Origin of the sequence: Roseomonas chloroacetimidivorans (assembly GCF_049629625.1) — a bacterium.
Classification (GTDB): domain Bacteria; phylum Pseudomonadota; class Alphaproteobacteria; order Acetobacterales; family Acetobacteraceae; genus Roseomonas; species Roseomonas chloroacetimidivorans.
The window spans coordinates 128,892-150,258 of record NZ_JBNBZS010000003.1; the positions used below are offsets into that span (position 1 = coordinate 128,892).

21 protein-coding genes are annotated in these 21,367 nt (G+C 70.6%); 18 read left to right on the forward strand and 3 right to left on the reverse strand.

What is annotated here, in order from left to right; genetic code table 11:
• Positions 1–24 precede the first annotated feature (24 nt).
• The 3 genes from ACO1BU_RS02855 (at position 25) to ruvB (ending at position 2,958) form a co-directional block, all read left to right on the forward strand.
• Entirely contained in the window at positions 25–288 is a 264-nt protein-coding gene (locus tag ACO1BU_RS02855; protein ID WP_424134386.1) for a hypothetical protein, read from the forward strand.
• 313 nt (positions 289–601) lie between these two features.
• Positions 602–1,822, forward strand: coding sequence for a class I SAM-dependent DNA methyltransferase (locus tag ACO1BU_RS02860; RefSeq protein WP_424134387.1), 1,221 nt, complete (start codon positions 602–604; stop codon positions 1,820–1,822).
• A 95-nt stretch (positions 1,823–1,917) separates the two neighbouring features.
• Entirely contained in the window at positions 1,918–2,958 is a 1,041-nt protein-coding gene (gene ruvB / locus ACO1BU_RS02865) for a Holliday junction branch migration DNA helicase RuvB (RefSeq protein WP_424134388.1), read from the forward strand.
• Between the two features lie 57 nt (positions 2,959–3,015).
• Here the strand turns inward: ruvB and ACO1BU_RS02870 are convergent, their stop codons facing one another.
• Positions 3,016–3,324, reverse strand: a complete 309-nt coding sequence (locus ACO1BU_RS02870; protein WP_424134389.1) for a hypothetical protein — start codon at positions 3,322–3,324, stop codon at positions 3,016–3,018.
• A 182-nt stretch (positions 3,325–3,506) separates the two neighbouring features.
• Here ACO1BU_RS02870 and ACO1BU_RS02875 point away from each other — a divergent pair, with 182 nt between their 5' ends.
• From ACO1BU_RS02875 to thiD, 13 genes are all read left to right on the forward strand, one after another.
• On the forward strand, positions 3,507–3,932 hold the full coding sequence (locus ACO1BU_RS02875; protein ID WP_424134390.1) for a YbgC/FadM family acyl-CoA thioesterase: 426 nt from the start codon (positions 3,507–3,509) through the stop codon (positions 3,930–3,932).
• Positions 3,933–4,154: 222 nt separating this feature from the next.
• Positions 4,155–4,919, forward strand: coding sequence for a protein TolQ (tolQ, locus tag ACO1BU_RS02880; protein ID WP_424134391.1), 765 nt, complete (start codon positions 4,155–4,157; stop codon positions 4,917–4,919).
• A 58-nt stretch (positions 4,920–4,977) separates the two neighbouring features.
• Positions 4,978–5,445, forward strand: a complete 468-nt coding sequence (gene tolR / locus ACO1BU_RS02885) for a protein TolR (RefSeq protein WP_424134598.1) — start codon at positions 4,978–4,980, stop codon at positions 5,443–5,445.
• Between the two features lie 7 nt (positions 5,446–5,452).
• Positions 5,453–6,679, forward strand: a complete 1,227-nt coding sequence (locus ACO1BU_RS02890) for a hypothetical protein (RefSeq protein WP_424134392.1) — start codon at positions 5,453–5,455, stop codon at positions 6,677–6,679.
• Between the two features lie 141 nt (positions 6,680–6,820).
• Complete coding sequence (gene tolB / locus ACO1BU_RS02895) at positions 6,821–8,164, forward strand: Tol-Pal system beta propeller repeat protein TolB (protein ID WP_424134393.1); 1,344 nt, start codon at positions 6,821–6,823, stop codon at positions 8,162–8,164.
• Between the two features lie 37 nt (positions 8,165–8,201).
• Positions 8,202–8,693, forward strand: coding sequence for a peptidoglycan-associated lipoprotein Pal (gene pal, locus ACO1BU_RS02900; RefSeq protein ID WP_424134394.1), 492 nt, complete (start codon positions 8,202–8,204; stop codon positions 8,691–8,693).
• 115 nt (positions 8,694–8,808) lie between these two features.
• Positions 8,809–9,735: a YbgF trimerization domain-containing protein gene (locus ACO1BU_RS02905; RefSeq protein ID WP_424134395.1), complete on the forward strand. Its 927-nt coding sequence runs from the start codon at positions 8,809–8,811 to the stop codon at positions 9,733–9,735.
• 50 nt (positions 9,736–9,785) lie between these two features.
• The gene (tilS, locus tag ACO1BU_RS02910) at positions 9,786–10,946 is read left to right on the forward strand and encodes a tRNA lysidine(34) synthetase TilS (protein WP_424134396.1); all 1,161 of its coding nucleotides are present in this window, start codon (positions 9,786–9,788) and stop codon (positions 10,944–10,946) included.
• 91 nt (positions 10,947–11,037) lie between these two features.
• Positions 11,038–12,963 carry an ATP-dependent zinc metalloprotease FtsH gene (ftsH, locus tag ACO1BU_RS02915; RefSeq protein WP_424134397.1) on the forward strand — a complete coding sequence of 642 codons (1,926 nt, stop codon included), beginning with the start codon at positions 11,038–11,040 and terminating at the stop codon, positions 12,961–12,963.
• Between the two features lie 115 nt (positions 12,964–13,078).
• Positions 13,079–14,137, forward strand: coding sequence for a dihydropteroate synthase (gene folP / locus ACO1BU_RS02920; RefSeq protein WP_424134398.1), 1,059 nt, complete (start codon positions 13,079–13,081; stop codon positions 14,135–14,137).
• A 76-nt stretch (positions 14,138–14,213) separates the two neighbouring features.
• Complete coding sequence (locus ACO1BU_RS02925) at positions 14,214–14,375, forward strand: hypothetical protein (protein WP_424134399.1); 162 nt, start codon at positions 14,214–14,216, stop codon at positions 14,373–14,375.
• A gap of 89 nt (positions 14,376–14,464) precedes the next feature.
• Positions 14,465–15,844, forward strand: a complete 1,380-nt coding sequence (gene glmM, locus ACO1BU_RS02930; protein ID WP_424134400.1) for a phosphoglucosamine mutase — start codon at positions 14,465–14,467, stop codon at positions 15,842–15,844.
• The gene (gene thiD / locus ACO1BU_RS02935; RefSeq protein WP_424134401.1) at positions 15,841–16,650 is read left to right on the forward strand and encodes a bifunctional hydroxymethylpyrimidine kinase/phosphomethylpyrimidine kinase; all 810 of its coding nucleotides are present in this window, start codon (positions 15,841–15,843) and stop codon (positions 16,648–16,650) included. The genes glmM and thiD overlap by 4 nt, the downstream gene beginning before the upstream one ends.
• A 13-nt stretch (positions 16,651–16,663) precedes the next feature.
• On the opposite strand, the gene ACO1BU_RS02940 is transcribed toward thiD, so the two are convergent.
• On the reverse strand, positions 16,664–17,698 hold the full coding sequence (locus ACO1BU_RS02940; protein ID WP_424134402.1) for an AI-2E family transporter: 1,035 nt from the start codon (positions 17,696–17,698) through the stop codon (positions 16,664–16,666).
• Between the two features lie 86 nt (positions 17,699–17,784).
• A complete protein-coding gene (locus tag ACO1BU_RS02945) occupies positions 17,785–18,387 on the reverse strand; it encodes a hypothetical protein (RefSeq protein ID WP_424134403.1) in 603 nt (200 codons plus the stop codon).
• A 258-nt stretch (positions 18,388–18,645) separates the two neighbouring features.
• Here ACO1BU_RS02945 and ACO1BU_RS02950 point away from each other — a divergent pair, with 258 nt between their 5' ends.
• Entirely contained in the window at positions 18,646–19,848 is a 1,203-nt protein-coding gene (locus ACO1BU_RS02950) for a phosphoserine transaminase (protein ID WP_424134404.1), read from the forward strand.
• 62 nt (positions 19,849–19,910) lie between these two features.
• On the forward strand, positions 19,911–21,344 hold the full coding sequence (locus ACO1BU_RS02955) for an MFS transporter (RefSeq protein ID WP_424134405.1): 1,434 nt from the start codon (positions 19,911–19,913) through the stop codon (positions 21,342–21,344).
• Positions 21,345–21,367 lie beyond the last annotated feature (23 nt).

The window sequence follows — 21,367 nt, forward strand, 5'->3', positions numbered from 1 at the left end:
CCGGTCGGGCGGCAGGATCAGCGGGTGGCCGCCTGGGGGCCGATCGATCCGGAGATCCGTTTCCGTTATCGCCGAAAGCTCCGTGGCCAGGTGCCGCACCCCGGTGACCAGGGCGGCGGCCTCCGTCCCGCCGGCGAAGATCGCGGCGGCGCGCCAGGCGGCCCCGAGATGGTCCGCAGCATGCCGGACCGCGGCCCGATCCGGTGCCCCTTCGGCCCCTCGCGACGCGACGGCGGCGAGTTCCTGCATCCTCCGGACGAGCGAGAGACGGCATCGAGGGCGGCATGATGACGGATGGTGCCCTGAGAACGCCCAGGCGACCTCGGGCCATCCACTCGGCCCACGGACTGTCGGGGATCGGAACAGGGCTTTCGAGGGAAAGGACTGCTCCGCTCGGCTGGGTTATCGCACATCCATGTGCCTGTTCCGGTTGGCCAATGGAGGAAGCGAAGCGGTGCAGCCAATCTTCGGGCCAATCCCCCGGATTGCCCGGGCGGGCGCGCCCGTTTAGGGATCGCGCTCCGCGCCGCCGCCCGGTCCGGTTCCCCGAGCCGTCCCGCGCCTGCGGAGCCCTTCGACCGGCCCTTCCCGGAGCAGCCGAATGCAGCAGCCCACCTCGCCCCCCGATCCCCGGCAGGCGGCCGCCGCCCTGGTGCGGGAGGGCGCCGCGCGCCAAAGCATCGGCGATGTGCAGGGCGCCATCGCCCTCTACCGCCGCGCCTTCGAGTTTGAGCCGAACGAACCCAATGCGATGCACCTGCTCGGCCTCATCGCCCGGCAGGAAGGTGACATCGAGGCGGCGCTGACGCTTTCCGCGCGCGCCCTGGCCGTGATGCCGAATTCCCCGGTCTTCCTTGCCGCCCGCGGCGCGACCCTGGCCCAGGCCGGCCGGCTGGAGGAGGCCGTCGGGATCCTCTCCCGGGCGCTGGAAATCCGCCCGGCGGATGCGATGTCGCATCGCAATCTCGGCCAGGCCCTGTGCGCCCTCGGCCGCGCGAAGGAGGCCCTGCCGCATCTGCGTCAGGCGGTAGCCATGGCCCCCGGCGACGCTGAGGCCCAGCTTGCCCTGGCCCATGGCCTGCGCGAAGCCGGCGAGCCCGGTGCCGCCCAGGCCGCCCGCCTGGCCACCACGGCCGGCGGTGATGTCGGTGCCCAGGCCCGCTTCCTCCTGGCCTCGCTCGGGGAGGGGGAGGCGCCCGCCCGCCCGCCGGTGGGCTATGTCCGCAACCTCTTCGACAATTACGCCCCGCGCTTCGAGGCGGAGCTGACGGGCACGCTCGCCTACCGCACGCCGGACGAACTCGCGGCACTGCTGCCCCGGGCAGGGCTGGTGGCGGAGGAGGCGCTGGATGTGCTGGATGCCGGCTGCGGTACCGGCCTGTCCGGCCTCGCCCTGCGCCCCTGGGCGCGGCGCCTGACCGGCGTGGACCTCTCTCCCCGCATGCTGGAGGAGGCCGGGAAGCAGGGCATCTACGACGTGCTGCAAGAGGCCGACCTGGTCGCCTTCCTCATGGAGCATCCGAGGGCCTATGACCTCGTCGCGGCAGCCGATGTACTGAACTACCTGGGCGACCTCGCTCCCGCGCTGAGGGCCATGGCCGGTGCCCTGCGCCCCGGCGGCCATGCCGCCTTCAGCCTGGAGACGGGCAGTGACGCCCCTTACGCACTCGGTCCGGGCATGCGCTACCGCCACAACCCCGCCCATGTCCTCGCCCTGGCCGATGCGGCCGGCTTCGGGTCGGTGGCGCAGGAGGAGACGACCTTGCGGGAGGAGCGGGGCGCCCCCGTGGCCGGAACCCTGCTGCTGCTCCGCCGGAGCTGAACCTGCTTCGCCAGATCGCATCGGCCGGGTAACGCCAGCCCGAACCGGGGAAGGGGGACGGCGACAGGGGCGCCCGGTCACACTATGTTCCCCCCATGAGTATGGATCGCATCACCGCCGGCAACCTGCAGGAGGAGGACGCGGCGGAAGCCACGCTGCGCCCCCAGACCCTGGCGGACTTCACGGGCCAGCCGGCCCTGCGGGAGAACCTGTCGGTCTTCGTCCAGGCGGCGCGGGCGCGCGGGGACGCGCTGGACCATGTGCTGCTCTTCGGCCCGCCTGGCCTAGGCAAGACCACGCTGGCGCAGATCGTGGCACGGGAGCTGGGGGTGGGGTTCCGCGCCACTTCCGGCCCGGTGCTGCAAAGGGCAGGGGACCTGGCGGCCATCCTGACCAATCTTCAGCCCCGCGACGTTCTCTTCGTCGATGAAATTCATCGGCTTCAGCCGGCGATCGAGGAGACGCTCTACCCGGCGATGGAGGATTTCCAGCTCGACCTGATCATCGGGGAGGGGCCGGCGGCGCGGACCGTGCGAATCGACCTGCCGCCCTTTACCCTGGTAGGCGCCACCACCCGCGCCGGCCTGCTGGCCACGCCGCTGCGAGACCGCTTCGGCATCCCGCTGCGGCTGCAATTCTACACGCCGGAGGAGCTGGAGCGGATCGTGGCCCGCGGCGCGCAGAAGCTGGGCTTCGTGCTGACCCCCGATGGCGCACGGGAAATCGCGACGCGGAGCCGCGGCACGCCCCGGATCGCAGGGCGCCTGCTGCGCCGCGTGCGCGACTTCGCGGCCGTGGCCGGGCGGCCTGCCGACCAGGCGCTGGCCGATGCGGCGCTGGAGCGGCTGGAGGTGGACCGGCTCGGGCTGGATGCCATGGACCGGCGCTATCTGCGCCGCCTGGCGGATCATCACGGCGGCGGGCCAGTGGGGGTGGAAACCCTGGCCGCCGCCCTTGCCGAGAGCCGTGACACGTTGGAGGAGGTGATCGAGCCCTTCCTGATCCAGGAAGGGCTTATCCTGCGGACCCAGCGCGGGCGGGTGCTGGGCCTGCCGGGCTGGAAGCATCTGGGCATGACACCGCCGCGCAGCGCGGCCGTGGCCCAGGGGGATTTGCTGGACGATCCGGGGCTGTAAGCGTCGCCCGGTAGGGCCGCGGGCCCACCGGAGAGAGACGCCCGCCCGGGCCCTTGGCTAGCGGCTTGGCCCCGTCGAGGTGCCCGGAGAAGTTGGACGGCCCGGCACCGATGAGCCAGCGGAGCCCGTGCCGATCTCGGAATTGGCCGTGCCGGGGCCGCTCATGGCTGTGCCGCCCGTTCCGCTGCCGGAACGCGCCGTGTCGGCCGACCGGCCGCCCATGGTGGAATTCATGCCAGGGCTCGCCGGGCCTGGATTTCCTGTGCTCGTGCCGGAAGGGGAACCGGTTTGGGCCTTGGCCTGAGCACCCAGGGCAGTCCCGGCCAGCAGGGCGAGGGCCAGGCAGGCTTGCTTGATCAGTACCATCACGTCGTCTCCCGTTGCACGGATACGGCCGGAGGGGCTGGGCCGCTGGCAGCCTTAACGCCGCAGCTCTTCGTTCCGTAACCAGAAATGCCGTGACGGCCTCGTGCTCCCCGGAAAGCAGGGGGCTCGCATGGTCTGCACGCCTCTGGCCGTTTCGCCGGATCGGCGCTACGGCGCTGCCCATGGCCGTCCACCGCTATCCCCTTCGTGTCTATTTCGAGGATACCGACGCGGGCGGCGTGGCCTACCACGCCAATTATCTGCGCTGGGCGGAACGGGCCCGGACGGAATCCTTGCGCGACATTGGCTTGCCCCATCAACTTATGATGGAACGTCACGGTTCGTTGCTTGTGGTGCGGCGCGTCGAAGTGGCGTATCTGCGCCCCGCCCGGCTGGATGACGCGGTGGTCGTGGAGACCAGGGTACTGAAGGCCGGGGCCGCTTCGCTGGATGTCGGGCAGGACGTAGTGGCGGAAGATGGGGGCATGCTGGCGCGGCTGAAGGTTGGCCTGGTCTGCGTGTCGCAGGAAACGCTGCGGCCGGTGCCGATGCCGGAACCCTGGCGCTCGGCCCTGCGGCCAGCGCCGGAGGACGCGGTGGAGGGCTAGGCCCTCCCGGGAATGCGGCGATGCGGTGGCGGGGGCTGCCGCAATGCCGTCCGGGGGGACCAGCAGGGTCCGCGGCGAATTTTGGGGTGCCTTCGGGCATTCCGTGTGGTTGGGCCCGCGAGGGTCCTGGGGAAGGCGCCCGGTCCGGGCGCAGGGGATGGCTCCGCAAGGGGCATGGGTCACGGTCGCCCCGGGGGGGCGGGTTGTTGAAGGAGGCCGCCCGTGAACGGTGGTGTGACGACGCAGAACCTGGCCGCGGCCGGGCACGACCTTTCGCTCTGGGGGCTCTTCCTCCAGGCCGACTGGGTCGTGAAGCTGGTGATGATCGGCCTGCTCCTGGCAAGCGTCTGGGTCTGGGCCATCGTCTTCGAGAAGTGGAACACGATGCGCCGCGTGAACCGCGCCGCCGACGCTTTCGAGGACAAGTTCTGGTCCGGCGGCAGCCTGGAGGATCTCTACCGCCTGGAGGGTGAGCGCCCCACCCACCCCATGGCCGCCGTTTTCGGCGCGGGGATGCGGGAATGGCAGCGTGCCGCCGATCTCGGCCTGACCGGCGTCCTGGCGCTGACCGGGATGAAAGAGCGCGCCGAGCGCGCGATGAACGTGGCCATCTCGCGCGAGATGGACGGGCTGGAGAAGTGGATGACCTTCCTGGCCTCGGTCGGCTCGGTCGGCCCCTTCATCGGGCTGTTCGGCACGGTCTGGGGTATCATGAACTCCTTCTCGGCCATTGCCGGCATGAACAACACGAATCTCGCCGTGGTGGCGCCGGGCATCGCGGAGGCGCTCTTCGCCACCGCCATCGGCCTAGTGGCCGCCATTCCGGCGGTGCTGGCCTACAACAAGATCAACACCGACCTGTCGCGCTTCACCGGGCGGCTGGAGAGCTTCGCGGCCGAGTTCGGCGCCATCCTCTCCCGCCAGGCGGACGAAGTGCCGGCCGCCCCGCCGCCCAACGCGCCCCCGCGCCAGCCGGCCCAGGTCTGATCCCGTGGCCGCTTCCCTGAACACGGGCGGGCGGGGCGCCGGTCGCCGCCGCCGCCCCATGGCCGAGATCAACGTCACCCCATTGGTGGACGTGATGCTCGTGCTGCTCATCATCTTCATGGTGGCGGCGCCGCTGATGACGGTGGGCGTGCCGGTGGACCTGCCCAAGACCAATGCGGCCGCGCTGAACCAGGAGCAGGAGCCGCTGACCATCACGGTGAACCCGGAAGGCAAGATCTTCCTCCAGGAGACCGAGGTGCAGGCCGAGAACCTTGTGCCGCAGCTCCAGGCCATCATGCAGAACCAGCCCCAGGGTCAGCCGGAGCGGCGCATCTTCGTGCGTGGTGACCGGAGCATTGCCTATGGGCGGGTCATGGAGGTGATGGGCATTGTCTCCTCCGCCGGCTTCTCGCGCGTCGCGCTCCTGGCCGAGCAACCGGCCGGTCAGCCGGCCCGTTCGGGCGCCGCGGCCCCGGCGCGCCCCGCCGCCCCGCCGGCCCGCCCGGCGGGCGCGCCCCAGCGGTAGAACCACGATGGCGCAGGCCCTGGGCACGACGGAGGACCGGCTCCGTCCATGGATCGCGGCATCCCTTGCGACGCACGCCCTGATCTTCGCCCTGCTGCTGATCGGGTTGCCGGCCCCCGAGCTGCCGGAGCCCGTGGAGACGGCGGTGCCGGTGGAGGTGATCATGCCGGACGTGCCGCAGCTCGCCCAGGCGCCCGAGCCCCTGCCACTGCCCGCACCCCCGGCGCCCGACGCGCCGCCCGTGCCGAGCCCGAACCCGACGCCGCCCGAGCCGCCGCGCAACGAGCCGCCGACGCCACTGCCGCCGCCCCCGCCACCCAACCCGGCGGCCGCGCCCATGCCGGCACCGCCCACGCCCACCCCGCCGGTGACGGCGCAGGCCTTGCCGACGCCGCCGGTTCCGACGCCCGCCCCGCCGGCCCCCACGCCGCCACGTCCGACGCCGCCCACCCCGGCGCCGCCGCAGCAGGCGCAGGCCCAGCCGCCGACGCCGCCCGCGCCACCGCTGCCCCTGCCTCCCCCGCCCGCGCCCGTGCCGCCGGCGCCCGAGGGGATCGCGCAGGCGACGCCCAGCCCGCCCGCACCGCAGCGTCCGGCGCCCACGCCGACGCCACCCAGCCCACCGGCCCCGCCGAAGCCGGCTCCGCAGCAGCAGGCCGCCGCTTCGCCGCCGGCGCCACACGCGCCGGCGCGTCCGAACCCCGTGCCCAACCAGCCACCCGTGCCCCCGGCGCGGGAGAGCAACAACCGCCCGGGTACCGGGCAGACACCGCCGGTCGACAAGCCCGCGGAGCGCAGCAATTCCGTGCAGAACACGCTGGAGCGGCTGCGCGCGATGCAGGCGCAGAACCAGGCGCCGACCTCCCGGGTTAACCCGGCCGCGGGCAGCCCCTCCCGCGGGGGCGGGGCGCCGACCGGCACCGCCGCCCTGACCTCGGGCGAGATCCGGGGTGTGGCGGAGAAGATCAGCGAGTGCTGGTCGGTCGATGCCGGCGCGCCGGATATCGCGAGTATCGTTGTGGAGCTGAAGGTGGAGGCCGATCCGCAGGGTGTGGTGCGCCGGGTGATGCCGGCGGGCAGCATCCCCTCCGACCCGCGGGCGCGGGCGGTGTACGAGGCCGCCCGGCGCGCGCTACTGGACCCCAAATGCTCGCCGCTGCCCTTCCCGCGCGACAAGCTGGCGGCCATCAATGCCTCCACCTTCCGTTTCAATCCGAGAGGTCTGGCTCGTTGATCCCGGGAAGTGCCGGGTTCAGCTTCCAGGATCTTCCCTGATCAACTTCGGGGGGAAGGGGGCCGTTGCGGCGGAGGACGGGTTGCGTCCCGCCGCTGCTTCGGCTCTTTCCCGGTCCCGCAACTCCGAGGGTTTCCATCGATGATGACGACCAACCGGCGTGGCCTGATCCTGGGGGGTGCCGCCCTGCTCACCGTGCCGGCGACCGCACGTGCCCAGGGGACCGCGGCTGGAACGGCCCAGGGCGCGGTGATCGACATCACCCGCGCGCGCACCGATCCGATTCCGATTGCCGTGCCAGCCTTGGCCGGTGGCGGGCGGGGCGCTGACATCGCCCGCGTCATCCAGGCCAATCTTCGTAATTCCGGCCTGTTCCGCCCCGTGGACAACGCAGCCTTCATCCAGAGCGCCGAGGCCGCCGCCGCGACGCCGCGCTTCCAGGACTGGCGGGTGATCGGCGCCAATGCGCTGGTGACTGGCCGGGTCGAGGACCAGGGCGGGCGGCTGCGCGTGGAATTCCGCCTGTGGGACGTGCTGCCGGAGCAGCAGATCCAGGGCACCGCCTTCACCGCCCCGGCCGCGCAGTGGCGCCGCATCGCGCATCTGATCAGCGACGTGATCTATGAGCGCCTGCTGGGCGAGAAGGGCTATTTCGACACGCGCATCGTCTATGTGGCCGAGAGCGGCCCGCGCGACCGCCGTGTGCGGCGCCTGGCCATCATGGACCAGGATGGCGAGAACAACCGCTTCCTGACCGACGGCTCCTTCCAGGTGCTCTCACCGCGCTTCCATCCGAACGCGCAGCAGATCGTGTTCATGTCTTACTTCCAGAACCAGCCGCGCGTGTACCTGTTCGATCTGAACAGCGGCCGCTCGCAGGTGCTGGGCTCCTTCCCCGGCATGACGCTCTCGCCGCGCTTCTCGCCGGATGGGCGCACCGTCGTGCTCTCCTTCGCCAGGGGAAGCGACGCGAATATCTTCGCGGTGGATGTCGGCTCGGGCGCCCAGCGGCAGCTCACTTCCGGTGGCGGGCTGGATGTTTCGCCCTGCTACAGCCCGGACGGCTCGCAGATCGTCTTCAACTCCGACCGGGGCGGCGACCAGCAGCTTTACGTCATGAGCGCGGGCGGCGGCGGCGCGCGGCGCATCTCCTTCGGGCGTGGGCGCTACGCCACCCCCGTCTGGTCGCCGCGCGGGGACCTGATCGCCTTCACCCGCATGTCCGGCGGCCAGTTCGGGATCGGCGTGATGCGGCCGGATGGTTCCGGCGAACGCATCTTGTCGGAAGGTTGGGGCATGGAAGGCCCAACTTTTGCCCCAAATGGGCGCGTCCTTGCCTTTTACCGGGAGACCGCGGCGCGCGATTCGCGCGGCGGGGGCTATTCGGCGCGTCTGGCCCAGATCGACATCGCCGGATTTAATGAACGGCAAATGGTGACCCCGACCGATGCAACCGATCCGTCATGGTCACCGCTTCTCGCCTGATCCAATCGAATGTGAACCTGATCGAAGGAGAAACAGAGTGAATATGAAGCTTCTCGGCGCACTGGGCGCCATGGCCATGCTGGCGGCCTGCTCCTCGGACGACGCGGCGTCCAATGCCGCGGCGACCGGGGCCGGTGGCTCTGGCGGCGTGGCCGGCGCCGGCGTGGTGCGCCCGGGCAGCCAGGAGGACCTGGTGGCCAATGTTGGCGACCGCGTCTTCTTCGACACCGATAGCAGCCAGGTGCGCGCCGACGGCCGCGACACGCTGGCGCGGCAGGCCGCCTGGCTCGCCCGTTACCCGCAGGTGACCGTGTACATGGAAGGCCATGCCGACGAGCGTGGCACCCGCGAGTACAACCTGGCCCTCGGCCAGCGGCGTGCGAACTCGGCCCGCGACCTGCTGGTGGCCAATGGTGTCTCCGGCCAGCGTGTCCAGACCATCTCCTACGGCAAGGATCGCCCGGCGGCGCTCGGCTCGGACGAGAGCGCCTGGGCGCAGAACCGCCGCGCTGTGACGGTGGTCCGCTGATCGGCTTCGGCTGATGCTTCGCCCGGCGCGGCCAAGGCCGCGCCGGGCTCCGCCGTTCCCGGAGGGGCTCGGCAAGACACGGCACGGGATGCCCGTGCCGCGGATGGGGGTGAGGATGCGAAGCGGGTCTCTTGGTGCAATGCGCGGGGTGCGGGTGTGGCGCGCGGCGCTGCTGGCGGGGGTGGCCCTGTCCGGGTTCCTGCCTTCCGGTACGGCGCATGCGCAGGCGGAGAGCCGGGAGGGCATCTACCTCCAGAACCAGATCCTGCAGCTCCGGCAGGAACTCGAGATGATGCGCCAGCGTGGCGCGGTGCCGGTGGCGCCGCAGCTGCCGCCGCCTGGGCGTGGCGGAGCGATCGCCGGTGGCGGGGAACTGATCGGCCAGCTCCTGGACCGGGTGGGCGGGCTGGAGGATGAGGTCCGCCGCCTGCGCGGCCGGGCCGAGCAGGCGGAATATGCGAGCCGCACCCTCCAGGAGCAGCTGGAGAAGCTCCGGGGCGACATGGATTACCGGCTGAATGCATTGGAAAGCCGGGGCGGCGGAGGGGCTCCCGCGGCGGGGCGATCCGCGGGCGGGCAGCCGGGCGCGCTGAACCCGCCCGGTAGCCAGCCCGACGCCCCCGCCGTTCCGCCCGGCCAGCCCTCGGCGCCCGCCCCCCGCACGCCGGAGGTCGCGCTGCGCGAGGGACAGGCGGCGCTCGCCCGGCGTGATTATGCGACCGCCGAGGCGGCGGCGCGGGAGGTTCTGGCAGTTCGTTCCACGCCGCGCGCGCAGGATGCGGGAATCCTGCTGGGCGACGCCCTGATGGGAAAGCGGGACTTCCAGAACGCGGCGCTCGCTTATGACGACGCCTACCGCAAGGCGAGGAGCTCCGGCCGGGCGCCGGAGGCGATGCTCGGGCTGGCGAATGCCTTCAACGGCTTCGGCGCGAAGCGCGAGGCCTGCCAGACCCTGGACGACCTGCGCAGCCAGTTCCCCCGCATGTCCGCCAATCTGGCGGAGCGGGTAGGGCAGGCGCGCCAGCGCGCGGGCTGCCGCTGACGCCCGACCCGCATGGCGGGGAAGGGCTGGAAGCGGCTTTCGGGGCCGCAATGGCGGGGCTGGGGCCCTTCGGCCCGGCACCTGCCCTGGCGGTGGGCGTATCGGGCGGGCCGCACAGCCTCGCCCTCGTGCTCCTGGCAAGGAACTGGGTGGCGGCGCGGGGCGGGCGGGTGCTCGCCCTGGTGGCGGACCACGGGTTGCGGCCGGAGAGCGGGGCCGAGGCCGCCGGGGTGGCAGCGCGGCTTGCCGGGCTCGGCATCCCGGCGCGGGTGCTGCCGCTTGGGCTGACCGCCGGGCCGGGGCTGCATGAACGGGCGCGGGCCGCGCGGCTCTCGGCCCTTCTGGAGACTGCGGAGGCCGGGGGCGCGCCCTGGCTGTTGCTGGGGCATCACCGGGCCGATCAGGCGGAGACCGTGGCCTTCCGCGCGCTGCGCGGCTCCGGGCCGGATGGGCTGGCCGGGATGGCCATGGCCCGACCGGCGGGCGGGGCGCTGATCCTTCGGCCTCTTTTGGGCGTGGCGCCGGGCGAAATCGAGGCTTTCCTGGCAAAGCGCGGGCTGGCGCCCGTGCGCGACCCCTCCAATTCGGACCCTCGCTTCGCCCGCGCCCGGCTGCGCCGCGTGCTGGGGGATCCGGGCGGGGAAGGGGCCGGCGTGGCGGCGCTGGCGGCAGCGGCAGATGCCTTTGCGCTGCGGCGGGCCCGGATGCGCGCGGCGGTCGCGGCGCGGCTGGCCGGGGCGGCGCAGTTTTACGAAACCGGCTGGGCGCGGCTGGATCGGGCTGAACTGGGATCTGATGCGGTGGCGGAGGCGGCGCTCTCCGCTCTGGTCAGGGCCTTGGGCGGCGGCGCGCACCCGCCGGGGCGGGCAGCGGTGGCCGCCCTGCTGGCGCGCGGCGGGGGCAGCCTGGGTGGCGCCGTCTGGCGCGGGGCGGTGATCGCCCGGGAGCCAGCGCGTTGCGCCCCGCCCATTCCCGCGCGGCCGGGCACGCTTTGGGACGCGCGATGGCATGTGGTGGCGGCCCCGAAGGGAAGCTGGATCGGGGTCTGGGGCACGGACGGGGCGAGGGGGGCGAGGCGAGGCGGCCTGCCCGCCCTGGTGGCCGCCGGACTGCCCGCGATCCGGGATGCGGAAGGGCGGTTGGTCGCCGTTCCGGCCCTGGATGGAGGGGCTCAGCTCGAATTCCGTCCTGTTTCAGGCGCGATCGCGTGAATGCCACGTCATGTAGTGGTTCCCTGACGCGGTCCGCCTCCCTATCTTGTTCTCCGTGCCGGCTTTGCCGGTAGAAGATCGGGACCGCCAAGTGAACAATTTCGGCCGCAACCTCGCGCTCTGGGTGATCGTCGCCCTGCTGCTCGTGGCGCTGTTCAACCTGTTCCAGCCCTCGGGCACTGCCACCAACCGGGGCATGCAGGTTGCCTATTCGGACTTCCTGAACGAGGTCCAGCAGGGGCATGTGCGTGATGCCACCATCCAGGGGCGGATTGTCTCCGGCTCTCTGCAGGATGGGCGGACCTTCAGCACCTACACGCCCGAGGACCCGCAGCTCGTCCAGCGGCTGACGGAGAAGGGCGTGCGCGTCGTCGCGCGGCCCGAGGAGAGTGACGTCAATCCGCTCTTCCAGATCCTCATCTCCTGGTTCCCGATGCTGCTGCTCATCGGCGTCTGGGTCTTCTTCATGCGCCAGATGCAGGGAGGCGGCGGAAGGGCCATGGGCTTTGGGAAGTCCAAGGCCAAGTTGCTGACCGAGAAGCAGGGGCGCGTGACCTTCGAGGACGTGGCCGGCATCGAGGAGGCCAAGGGTGAGCTGGAGGAGATCGTCGAGTTCCTCCGCGACCCCCAGAAGTACCAGCGCCTGGGCGGCAAGATCCCCAAGGGCGTGCTGCTGGTCGGTCCTCCGGGTACGGGTAAGACGCTGCTCGCCCGCTCGGTGGCGGGTGAGGCGAATGTGCCCTTCTTCACCATTTCCGGTTCCGACTTCGTCGAGATGTTCGTGGGCGTCGGCGCCAGCCGCGTGCGCGACATGTTCGAGCAGGGCAAGAAGAACGCCCCCTGCATCATCTTCATCGACGAGATCGATGCGGTGGGTCGCCATCGCGGCGCCGGTCTCGGAGGCGGCAATGACGAGCGCGAGCAGACCCTCAACCAGATGCTGGTTGAGATGGACGGCTTCGAATCCAATGAGGGTGTGATCCTCATCGCGGCCACGAACCGCCCGGACGTGCTCGACCCCGCCCTGCTGCGCCCTGGCCGCTTCGACCGTCAGGTCGTGGTGCCCAACCCCGACGTGAACGGGCGGGAGAAGATCCTGCGCGTCCATATGCGGAAGGTGCCGCTGGCCTCTGACGTGGATCCGAAGGTGATCGCGCGCGGCACCCCGGGCTTCTCGGGCGCCGATCTCGCGAACCTCGTGAACGAGGCCGCGCTGTTGGCCGCCCGCACCGGCCGCCGCACCGTCGGCATGCACGAGTTCGAGCAGGCCAAGGACAAGGTGCTGATGGGCGCTGAGCGCCGCTCGCTGGTCATGAGCGAGGCCGAGAAGCGCATGACCGCCTATCACGAGGCCGGCCATGCCCTAATGGCGATGAGCGAGGAGGAGTGCGACCCCGTCCACAAGGCCACCATCATCCCGCGCGGCCGTGCGCTGGGCCTGGTGATGTCCCTGCCGGAGGGCGACCGCTACTCCAAGCACAAGTCCAAGATGAAGGCCGAGCTGGCCATGGCCATGGGCGGCCGTGTCGCCGAGGAGATCATCTTCGGGCCGGACAAGGTCTCCAACGGCGCTTCGGGCGACATCAAGATGGCGACCGACCTGGCCCGCCGGATGGTTACGGAATGGGGCATGTCCGACAAGATCGGCATGGTCGCCTATGGCTCGAACGACCAGGAGGTCTTCCTCGGCCATTCGGTGACCCAGTCGAAGAATCTCTCCGAGGCGACGGCCCAGGCCATCGACAGCGAGATCCGGGCGATCATCGACAGTGCCTATGAGCGCGCGAAGAAGACGCTTACGGAACGGATCGAGGACCTGCACGCCCTGGCCAAGGGCCTGCTGGAATACGAGACGCTCTCGGGCGACGAGATCAAGCAGGTGCTGCGTGGCGACCCGATCGTGCGGGACCGGCCGGATGAGCCGGTGAACCAGGGGCGGGGCAGTGTACCGACCTCCGGCCGCTCGAACCCTCGGCCGGACACCGGTGGGATGCAGCCGGCGCCTTCAGGGGCCTGAAATCTCGCCCGCGCCCCTCTGGCGCAGTCAGCAGCGAAGCGCTTGAATAGAACGGGGGCCCTTAGTGGCCCCCGTTTCCGTCGGGGGTTGGTAACGCCCGGCGATGGGAGGACCGATGGCGCGCTGGGTCGAACCGATGGGGCTCCTGCATGGGCGCGCTGCCTTTGCCGCCTGTGCCGCCGGGGCTGCCCTGCCGATGGAGAGCGGCACTGCTGCCTTCACCCTGGTGCGGCTGATCGAGAACGGGGCGGTTGTGGGGCTGATGCCTGCGGTGGAGACGCCGGAGGACTGGCAGGAGGCGGTTCTGGCCCTGACCCGGCCCCCCCAGCCCTTCGCCGGGCTGCCGGATGCGGAAAGCCTGGGGCGCCCGCTTGTCATGGGCGTGCTGAACGTCACCCCAGACAGCTTCTCGGATGGCGGGAAGCATTTTGACCCGCGCACAGCGATCATGGCCGCCAACGCCATGCTGGAGGCAGGCGCGGACATCATTGATGTGGGCGGCGAGAGCACCCGCCCCGGTGCCCCGCCCGTTGATGCGGAAACGGAGATCGCCCGGGTCCTGCCGGTGATCCGGGAGATCGCGAAGGACGCCCCGGTCAGCGTGGACACGCGCCACGCCGCGACCATGCGCGCCGCCCTGGATGCCGGCGCCGAGGTGGTGAACGACGTGACCGCCCTGCGCCATGATCCCGAGGCCATGGCCGTGGTGGCCGAGGCCGGCTGCCCCGTGGTGCTGATGCACATGCCCGGCACCGATCCCGCCACCATGCAGCAGCACGCCGAATACAAGGATGTGGTGCTGGAGGTAACGGAGTTCTTGGCCGCCCGCATCGCGGCCTGCGTGGAAGCGGGCATTCCACGCCACCGGATCGCCATCGATCCCGGCCTCGGCTTCGGCAAGACCATGGAGCACAACCTGGACCTGCTGGACCGCCTGCCCATCCTGCTGGGCCTGGGCTGCCCCATCTTGGTCGGCGCCTCACGCAAGCGCTTCATCGGAACCATTTCCGGCGCCACTTCGCCGCGGGACCGCATGGCCGGCAGCATCGGTGTGGCCATTGCCGCCTCTGCCCGGGGCGCCGCGATGGTCCGGGTGCATGATGTGGCGGAAACCGTGGCGGCGCTGCGGCTATGGCGGGCGAGCGTGGCAGGGGCGCAGCAGCAGGCGACGTAGCGCTTGTGGCCCCTGGAGGCTCAGCCGCCCCGTTTTTTCGCCGGGCATCTGAGTCTCCTGGAACTTCCATCCGCTCGTGGTCCAGATCTGGATTCTGGCCGAGGGACTCGGGTTCTCCGACAGCCCGTGCTGCCTGGCCGTTCCGCTGAGGGCCTTCGGCACCGCGCCCAATGCCTCGTGCCTGGAGCAGGTGGCGGGCTCCGGGCTCGCCGTCGCGACCCCGGCGGAGGGCCCGTGAGGCAAAGCCTCCCGGAGAGCCACCACCCTGACGCAAGCCGGAAGCTGCGCTAAACCGTTCTCGATTATCGATGTGCGGGGGAGGCCAGCATGAGTGACGCCCAGAGACGCCTCTTCGGCACCGACGGGATTCGGGGCGTGGCCAATCGCGCGCCGATGGATGCGGCGACGGCCCTGCGGCTCGGCCAGGCGGCGGGGCGGTTCTTCAACCGTGGGCAGCACCGGCATCGGGTGGTGATCGGCAAGGACACCCGGCTGTCCGGCTACATGCTGGAACCGGCGCTGACGGCCGGTTTCGTGGGAGCGGGGATGGATGTGGTCCTGGTGGGGCCGCTGCCGACCCCGGCCATCGCGCTGCTGACCCGCAGCCTGCGGGCAGATCTCGGCGTGATGGTCAGCGCCTCCCACAATCCCTTCGAGGACAACGGCATCAAGCTCTTTGGGCCGGATGGGCTGAAGCTGTCGGACGCACAGGAGAGCGAGATCGAGGCGCTGATGGGCGGCGATCTGGCCGCGGCCCTGGCCGCGCCATCCAAGCTCGGCCGGGCCTCCCGGCTGGAGGACGCGCCGGGGCGGTACATCGAGGCAGTAAAGGCCAGCTTCCCGCGCGGGCGGAGCCTGGAGGGACTGCGCATCGTGGTCGATTGCGCCCATGGCGCGGCCTACAAGGTCGCGCCGACCGTGCTGTGGGAACTGGGCGCCGAGGTGGTCTCCGTGGGCGTGGCGCCGGACGGGTTCAACATCAACAAGGGTTGCGGCAGCACGGCGCCGGCCGCCTTGGCCGAGCTGGTGCGGGAACGACGTGCCGATCTGGGCATCGCTCTCGACGGCGACGCGGACCGCGTGGTTCTGGTGGACGAGACCGGGGTGGTGGTGGACGGCGACCAGATCCTGGCGCTGGTTGCGGATTCCATGGCCGCGCAGGGGCGGTTGCGCGGTGCCGCGGTGGTGGCCACCGTCATGTCCAATCTGGGGCTGGAGCGCTTCCTGGAAGGGAAAGGCCTGGCGCTTCACCGGACCAAGGTGGGCGACCGCTATGTGGGCGAGGCGATGCGCGAGCGCGGTTGTAACCTGGGGGGTGAGCAGTCCGGCCACGTGATCCTGTCTGACCACGGCACCACGGGCGACGGGCTGGTGGCCGCCTTGCAGGTGCTTGCGGTGCTGGTGGAGGAAAAGCGGCCCGCGAGCGAGGTGCTGCGGCGCTTCACGCCGTTGCCGCAGAAGCTGGTGAATGTGCGCTTCGCCGGCGGCGCGCCGCTGAAGGACAAGCGGGTGATCGCCGCGATCAAGGAGGCCGAGGGCGAATTGGGCGCGCGCGGCCGCGTGCTGATCCGCCCGAGCGGGACGGAGCCGCTGATCCGCGTGATGGTGGAGGCCGAGGAGACGGAGTTGGTGGAGAGCCTGACGGTGCGGCTGGCGGATGTGATCCGCGCCGCGGCGGCCTCCCCGGTGCGGGCGGCTGCGGAATGAAGGGGCGGGTGCTGATCATCGCCGGATCGGATTCCGGCGGCGGCGCGGGAATTCAGGCAGACATCAAGTCGGTCACGGCGCTCGGCGCCTATGCGGCCACGGCTGTGACCGCCCTGACGGCGCAGGACACAGAAGGCGTGCGCGCGGTGCATCCGGTGCCGCTGGACTTCCTGAAGCTGCAGATCCGCATGTCGCTGGAGGACATCGGGGCCGACTGCATCAAGACGGGCATGCTGGCCGATGCCGCGACGATCGACGCGGTCTGCGATGCGCTGGACGGATGCGGCGTGCCGCTGGTGGCCGATCCCGTGATGGTGGCCAAGGGCGGTGCGCCGTTGCTTGAACCTTCAGCGGTAGAGACACTGAAGCGGCGGCTCTTGCCGCTGGCCACGATCCTGACCCCGAACCTGCCGGAGGCGGAGGTGCTGTCGGGGATGCGCATCCCCGACCTGGATGCGATGCGGCATGCGGCGGAGGTGCTGTTGACGCTCGGCGTGCCGGCGGTGCTGCTGAAGGGCGGGCATCTGGAAGGGCCTGTCGTGCAGGACGTGCTGGCCACCGAGGACGGGGTGGAGGTGTTCGAGAGCCCCCGCATCGAGACGCGCCACACCCATGGAACGGGATGCACCCTGGCCTCCGCCATCGCGGCGGGGCTGGCGCAGGGCTTGGGGCTGCGCGATGCGGTGATCCGGGCGCGGGCCTATGTCGCGGCGGCGATCCGCTCGGCTCCCGGCTTTGGGAAGGGCCATGGCCCGCTGGATCATGGCGTAACGGTGGACCCGGCGCTGCTGATCGCGCTGCGCTGATACGACCGTTTCTTCAGAACGGCCGGATCAGCCGCTTCTCCGTCGCGTCGCTCGGGGCCTCCACCCAGCCCTCCACATAGGAGACGCGAACCGCCGCCAGGCCGGCGGCGGCGATCGGCGCGGCGAGAAGAACGCCCAGCACGCCAAGCCCCGTGCCGAACAGCGCCTGCGCGCCAAGCAGGAGGGCGGGCGGTACGTCCGAGGACTGCGCCTGCACCATGGGTGTTAGGAAATTGCCCTCGATGTTCTGGGAGACGAGAAACAGGGCGATCACCCAGGGGATCATGGAGGGATCCTGCGAGGCAGCGATCAGCACGGCGGGCACGCAGCCCAGCACCGGCCCGAGATAGGGCACGAAGTTGAAGACGGCCGTCATGATCGCCAGCAGCCCGGCCAGTGGGATGCCCAGTGCCCAGAGGCCGAGAAAGATGACGATGCCTGTGAAGGCCATGCCGAACATCTGCCCGAGGAGCCAGCCGCGCAGCGCATGGGCCATGGCGTTCAGCGTGGCCTCCGCGCGCGGCCGGAGCCCGGGGGAGAGCAGGGCGAGGGCACCGTGCCGGTAAAGCGTGGGATCGGCACCGATATAGAGGCCAAGTAGCAGCACGAGCAGCAGGTTGCCCAGCGCGCCCACCGTGCCGCCAACGCCCGCCAGCGCCATGTTCGCCGCTGTCTGCGCGGAAGGCTGCACCTGCTCCGGCGAGAGATTCTGCTTCAGCCAGTCCGAACCCGGCAGGCCGTCCAGCACGCCGAGGAGCTGCCGCAGCACGCGGGGCGCCGCCTGGGTGAACTCCCGGGCCTGGTTGGCCAGGCTCTCGAAGCCGAACCAGAGCAGCAGGCCGATGGTGGTCAGCGCAAGCAGCGCGACCAGCATGACCCCCCAATGCGGCGCGATGTTCAGGTGGTTCGCCAGCGGCACGCCGGCCGCGCGCAGCGCGACGGCCAGAAGGCAGCCGGCGAAGACAATCAGCACCACATCCGGCACAAACCAGCCGAGCAGCGCGATGGCCGCCAGGAAGATGAGAAGGGTGGCGGTGTCATGGCGCATCCCCGGCGCAACGGGGCATCGCGCCTGCGGTTGCGCACCTTGTGCCCCGGCATCGGGTGGTTCTGCCGTGGCGTGAAACGCCGCGTTCAGGAACCGATGCTGGCCCGTAGATAGCTGCTGTAGACCTCGCCGGGGTCGCGGCGCCGGCGGATCTCGCTGGCGGGATACCAGGCCTTCGCCCAGGGATCGCACACCACCGCGTCCGGGCCCCAGTTCTGCGGATAGGCGGCGAAGGCTGCCTTGTCCGGCAGGATACCGATGATGGTGAAGGCATGGTCGCCATTCTCCACCTCCATCAGGTTGATTGGCCGCACACCGCTTTCATAGAGCAGGACGAAGGCGAGCGCGGACTGCTCCATGCAGTTGCCATAGCCGCTGCGCTTGGTGGCGGCCGCGATGTCCTGCACGTCTTCCCAGCGCGTGCCCTCGATGCTGCCGGTCATGCGCCGGAAGTTCTTCGCGGTGAACCGCTCCGACATGGCTGCGCCGAGGAGACTGAGCTTCGACCTTTTCCAGTCCTCCCAGCGATTCGTGGCGCCGATATGCACGTAGCGGCCAACCAGCTGAACGATGCGCTCCGCCTCGATCAGGTTGTTCCGCAGCTTCGCGGTGGGGCAACGCGGATCGACCATGGGGGCGAGGGGGCGCTCGCCGGGCCGCGGAGGCTTCGGCTGGACGATGACGGGCATGGGACTCTCTTTCGGCGAAGGAGGGGGCCACAGCGCCGCTCGGTACGGCGCGGGTCGATCCCTAGGGCAGTGACGCTGTGGGCCACAACGCTAAACCACTGATTTCGTAATAAATTCGGGACGGGTTCGGAGTTCGGCCGGATGGCTTTCGCCAGGGCGCGGCCGCATCGCTTGACCGGGGCGGCGGGCGGGGGCTAGCCCTCCGGCCCACCGTCCCGCCGCCGCACCGGATGCGCGGGCGCCCGGAGAGATCACCCGATGATCGCAGTCCCGAAGGACCCGAACGCCGCGAAGCCGGCCATGCGCCCGGCCAATCCGTGCTTCTCCTCCGGCCCCTGCGCGAAGCGGCCGGGCTGGTCGCTGGCGGCGCTGGAAGGCGCCATGATCGGGCGAAGCCACCGCGCGAAAGAGCCGCATGCGCGCATCGCGGAGGTGATCGAGCGGTCCAAGGCCGTGCTGGGAATGCCGGCGGATTGGCGCCTGGGCGTCGTGCCGGCCTCTGACACGGGCGCGGTGGAGATGGTGCTGTGGTCGGTGCTCGGCGCGCGCGGCGTCGATGTGCTGGTCTGGGAGTCCTTCTCGAAGGAATGGGCGACGGATATCGCGACGCAGCTGAAGCTGTCCGACGCCGCGATCCGCGAAGCGCCCTATGGGAAACTGCCGGCGCTTGATCCCGTGGCGCCTGACCGGGACGCGGTCTTTGTCTGGAACGGCACGACATCGGGCGTGCGCCTGCCCCATGCCGATTTCATCGCCAATCAGCGCGAGGGGCTGGCGATCTGTGACGCCACCTCGGCCGCTTTTGCCATGCGGCTGCCCTGGGACAAGCTCGATGTGGTGACCTGGTCCTGGCAGAAGGTGCTGGGCGGGGAGGCCGCGCATGGCATGCTCGCGCTGTCCCCGCGCGCGGTGGCACGGCTGGAATCCTTCAATGCCGGGCGCCCGCTGCCGAAGATCTTCCGCCTGACCAAGGGCGGGAAGCTGATCGAGGGCATCTTCAAGGGTGACACGATCAACACCCCCTCCATGCTGGCCGTGGAGGACGCGCTGGACGGGTTGCGCTGGGCGGAGTCGATCGGCGGGCTGGACGCGTTGGTGGCGCGAAGCGAGGCAAATCTCGCCGCGGTGGCGGATTGGGTCGCGACCAGCGGCTGGGCGGATTTCCTGGCGGAGGAGCCGGAGACGCGTTCCTGCACCTCGATCTGCCTGAAGATCACCGTGCCCTGGTTCCAGGCGATGGATCCGGCCGGTCAGGCCCGCGCGGCGAAGCGGCTGGCGGCGATCCTGGAGGAGGAGGGGGTGGCGTTCGACATCGCCTCCTACCGCGATGCGCCGCCGGGCCTGCGGATCTGGGGCGGCGCCACGGTCGAGACCTCCGATATTCAGGCGTTGCTGCCCTGGCTGGACTGGGCCTTCGCCGAGCTGGCCGTGGAACTGGCGCACGAAGCCGCCATGCCCTGAGGTGTCGTGGAACCTTCCTGGTGCCGGGCGGTTCCGCACCCGGCACCACAGGGAAGGAAACGATGGCCGAGACCTTCAGCACCGACATCCCGAACCGGCTGGACCGGCTCCCCTGGTCGCGGTTCCACTGGCTGGTGGTGGCGGGGCTGGGAATCACCTGGATCCTGGACGGGCTGGAAGTGACACTGGTTGGGTCGCTGGCCGGGGCGATCCATGAAAGCCCTCGGCTGCGACTGACCGAAACCCAGGTGGGGCTGACCGCCTCGGCCTATCTGATCGGCGCCGTCTCCGGCGCGCTGTTCTTCGGCTGGCTGACCGACCGTCTCGGGCGCAAGAAGCTCTTTACCCTGACGGTGCTGGTCTATCTGGTGGCGACGGTGGCCACCGGCTTCTCCTGGGATTTCTGGTCCTTCGCCTTCTTTCGCTTCCTGACCGGGGCGGGAATCGGCGGCGAGTATTCGGCGGTGAACTCGGCCATCCAGGAGCTGATCCCGGCGCGGCGGCGCGGCACGACGGACCTGGCTGTGAATGGCACCTTCTGGGGCGGTGCGGCGCTGGGGGCGGCGGCCTCGCTGTTTCTGCTCAATCCCCAGGTGATCGACCCGGAACTGGGCTGGCGGCTGGCCTTCGGGGTGGGGGGGATGCTGTCCATCTCCGTGCTGTTCCTGCGGCACTGGATCCCGGAAAGCCCGCGCTGGCTGATGACGCATGGCCGAAAGGCCGAGGCGGAGAAGATCGTCGGCGATATCGAGGCCTGGGTGGCGCAGGAGAAGGGGCCGCTACCGCCAATCACGGGAAAGCCAATCCGGATCGATCCGCGCACTCACACCACGCTTGGCGAGGTCGCGACCACGCTGTTCCGCACCTACCCGCAGCGCGCGCTGCTGGGCATCGTGCTGATGGCCTGCCAGGCCTTCTGCTACAATGCGGTCTTCTTCACCTACGCGCTGGTGCTGACGCAGTTCTACGGCATCCAATCTGCCCATATTGGCTGGTTCATGCTGCCTTTCGCCCTGGGCAACCTGATGGGCCCGCTGCTGCTCGGGCATTTCTTTGACACGATCGGGCGGCGGACCATGATCACCGCCACCTACGGGTTGGCAGGCCTGCTGATGGCCGCAACGGGCTTCGCCTTCGCCCAGGGCTGGCTGAGCGCCTGGGAGCAGACCCTGGCCTGGACGGTGATCTTCTTCTTCGCCTCAGCCGCCGCTTCGGCAGCCTATCTGACGGTAGGGGAGAGCTTCCCACTGGAAATGCGGGCCATGGGCATCGCGCTGTTCTATGCCTTCGGCACCGCCATTGGCGGCGTGGTGGGGCCGGCGCTGTTCGGCTGGCTGATCGAGGGTGGCGACCGTAGCGACATCATGTGGGGCTATTTGCTCGGCGCGGCGCTGATGCTCGTGGCGGCAGGCACGGAGTGGAAGCTCGGTTTCGCGGCGGAAGGACGCTCGCTGGAGGATGTGGCGCGGCCACTGTCGCAGGCGGCCGACCTCTGAGGCCTGCGATGCACCTGACCTCG

Coding starts and splice junctions, on each gene's coding strand:
- ACO1BU_RS02860 (WP_424134387.1), top strand. CDS start 602: ATGCAGCAGCCCACCTCGCCCCCCGATCCCCGGCAGGCGGCCGCCGCC.
- ruvB (WP_424134388.1), top strand. CDS start 1,918: ATGAGTATGGATCGCATCACCGCCGGCAACCTGCAGGAGGAGGACGCG.
- ACO1BU_RS02870 (WP_424134389.1), bottom strand. CDS start 3,324: ATGGTACTGATCAAGCAAGCCTGCCTGGCCCTCGCCCTGCTGGCCGGG.
- ACO1BU_RS02875 (WP_424134390.1), top strand. CDS start 3,507: ATGGCCGTCCACCGCTATCCCCTTCGTGTCTATTTCGAGGATACCGAC.
- tolR (WP_424134598.1), top strand. CDS start 4,978: ATGGCCGAGATCAACGTCACCCCATTGGTGGACGTGATGCTCGTGCTG.
- ACO1BU_RS02890 (WP_424134392.1), top strand. CDS start 5,453: ATGGCGCAGGCCCTGGGCACGACGGAGGACCGGCTCCGTCCATGGATC.
- tolB (WP_424134393.1), top strand. CDS start 6,821: ATGATGACGACCAACCGGCGTGGCCTGATCCTGGGGGGTGCCGCCCTG.
- ACO1BU_RS02905 (WP_424134395.1), top strand. CDS start 8,809: ATGCGAAGCGGGTCTCTTGGTGCAATGCGCGGGGTGCGGGTGTGGCGC.
- tilS (WP_424134396.1), top strand. CDS start 9,786: ATGGCGGGGCTGGGGCCCTTCGGCCCGGCACCTGCCCTGGCGGTGGGC.
- folP (WP_424134398.1), top strand. CDS start 13,079: ATGGCGCGCTGGGTCGAACCGATGGGGCTCCTGCATGGGCGCGCTGCC.
- glmM (WP_424134400.1), top strand. CDS start 14,465: ATGAGTGACGCCCAGAGACGCCTCTTCGGCACCGACGGGATTCGGGGC.
- thiD (WP_424134401.1), top strand. CDS start 15,841: ATGAAGGGGCGGGTGCTGATCATCGCCGGATCGGATTCCGGCGGCGGC.
- ACO1BU_RS02940 (WP_424134402.1), bottom strand. CDS start 17,698: ATGCGCCATGACACCGCCACCCTTCTCATCTTCCTGGCGGCCATCGCG.
- ACO1BU_RS02945 (WP_424134403.1), bottom strand. CDS start 18,387: ATGCCCGTCATCGTCCAGCCGAAGCCTCCGCGGCCCGGCGAGCGCCCC.
- ACO1BU_RS02950 (WP_424134404.1), top strand. CDS start 18,646: ATGATCGCAGTCCCGAAGGACCCGAACGCCGCGAAGCCGGCCATGCGC.
- ACO1BU_RS02955 (WP_424134405.1), top strand. CDS start 19,911: ATGGCCGAGACCTTCAGCACCGACATCCCGAACCGGCTGGACCGGCTC.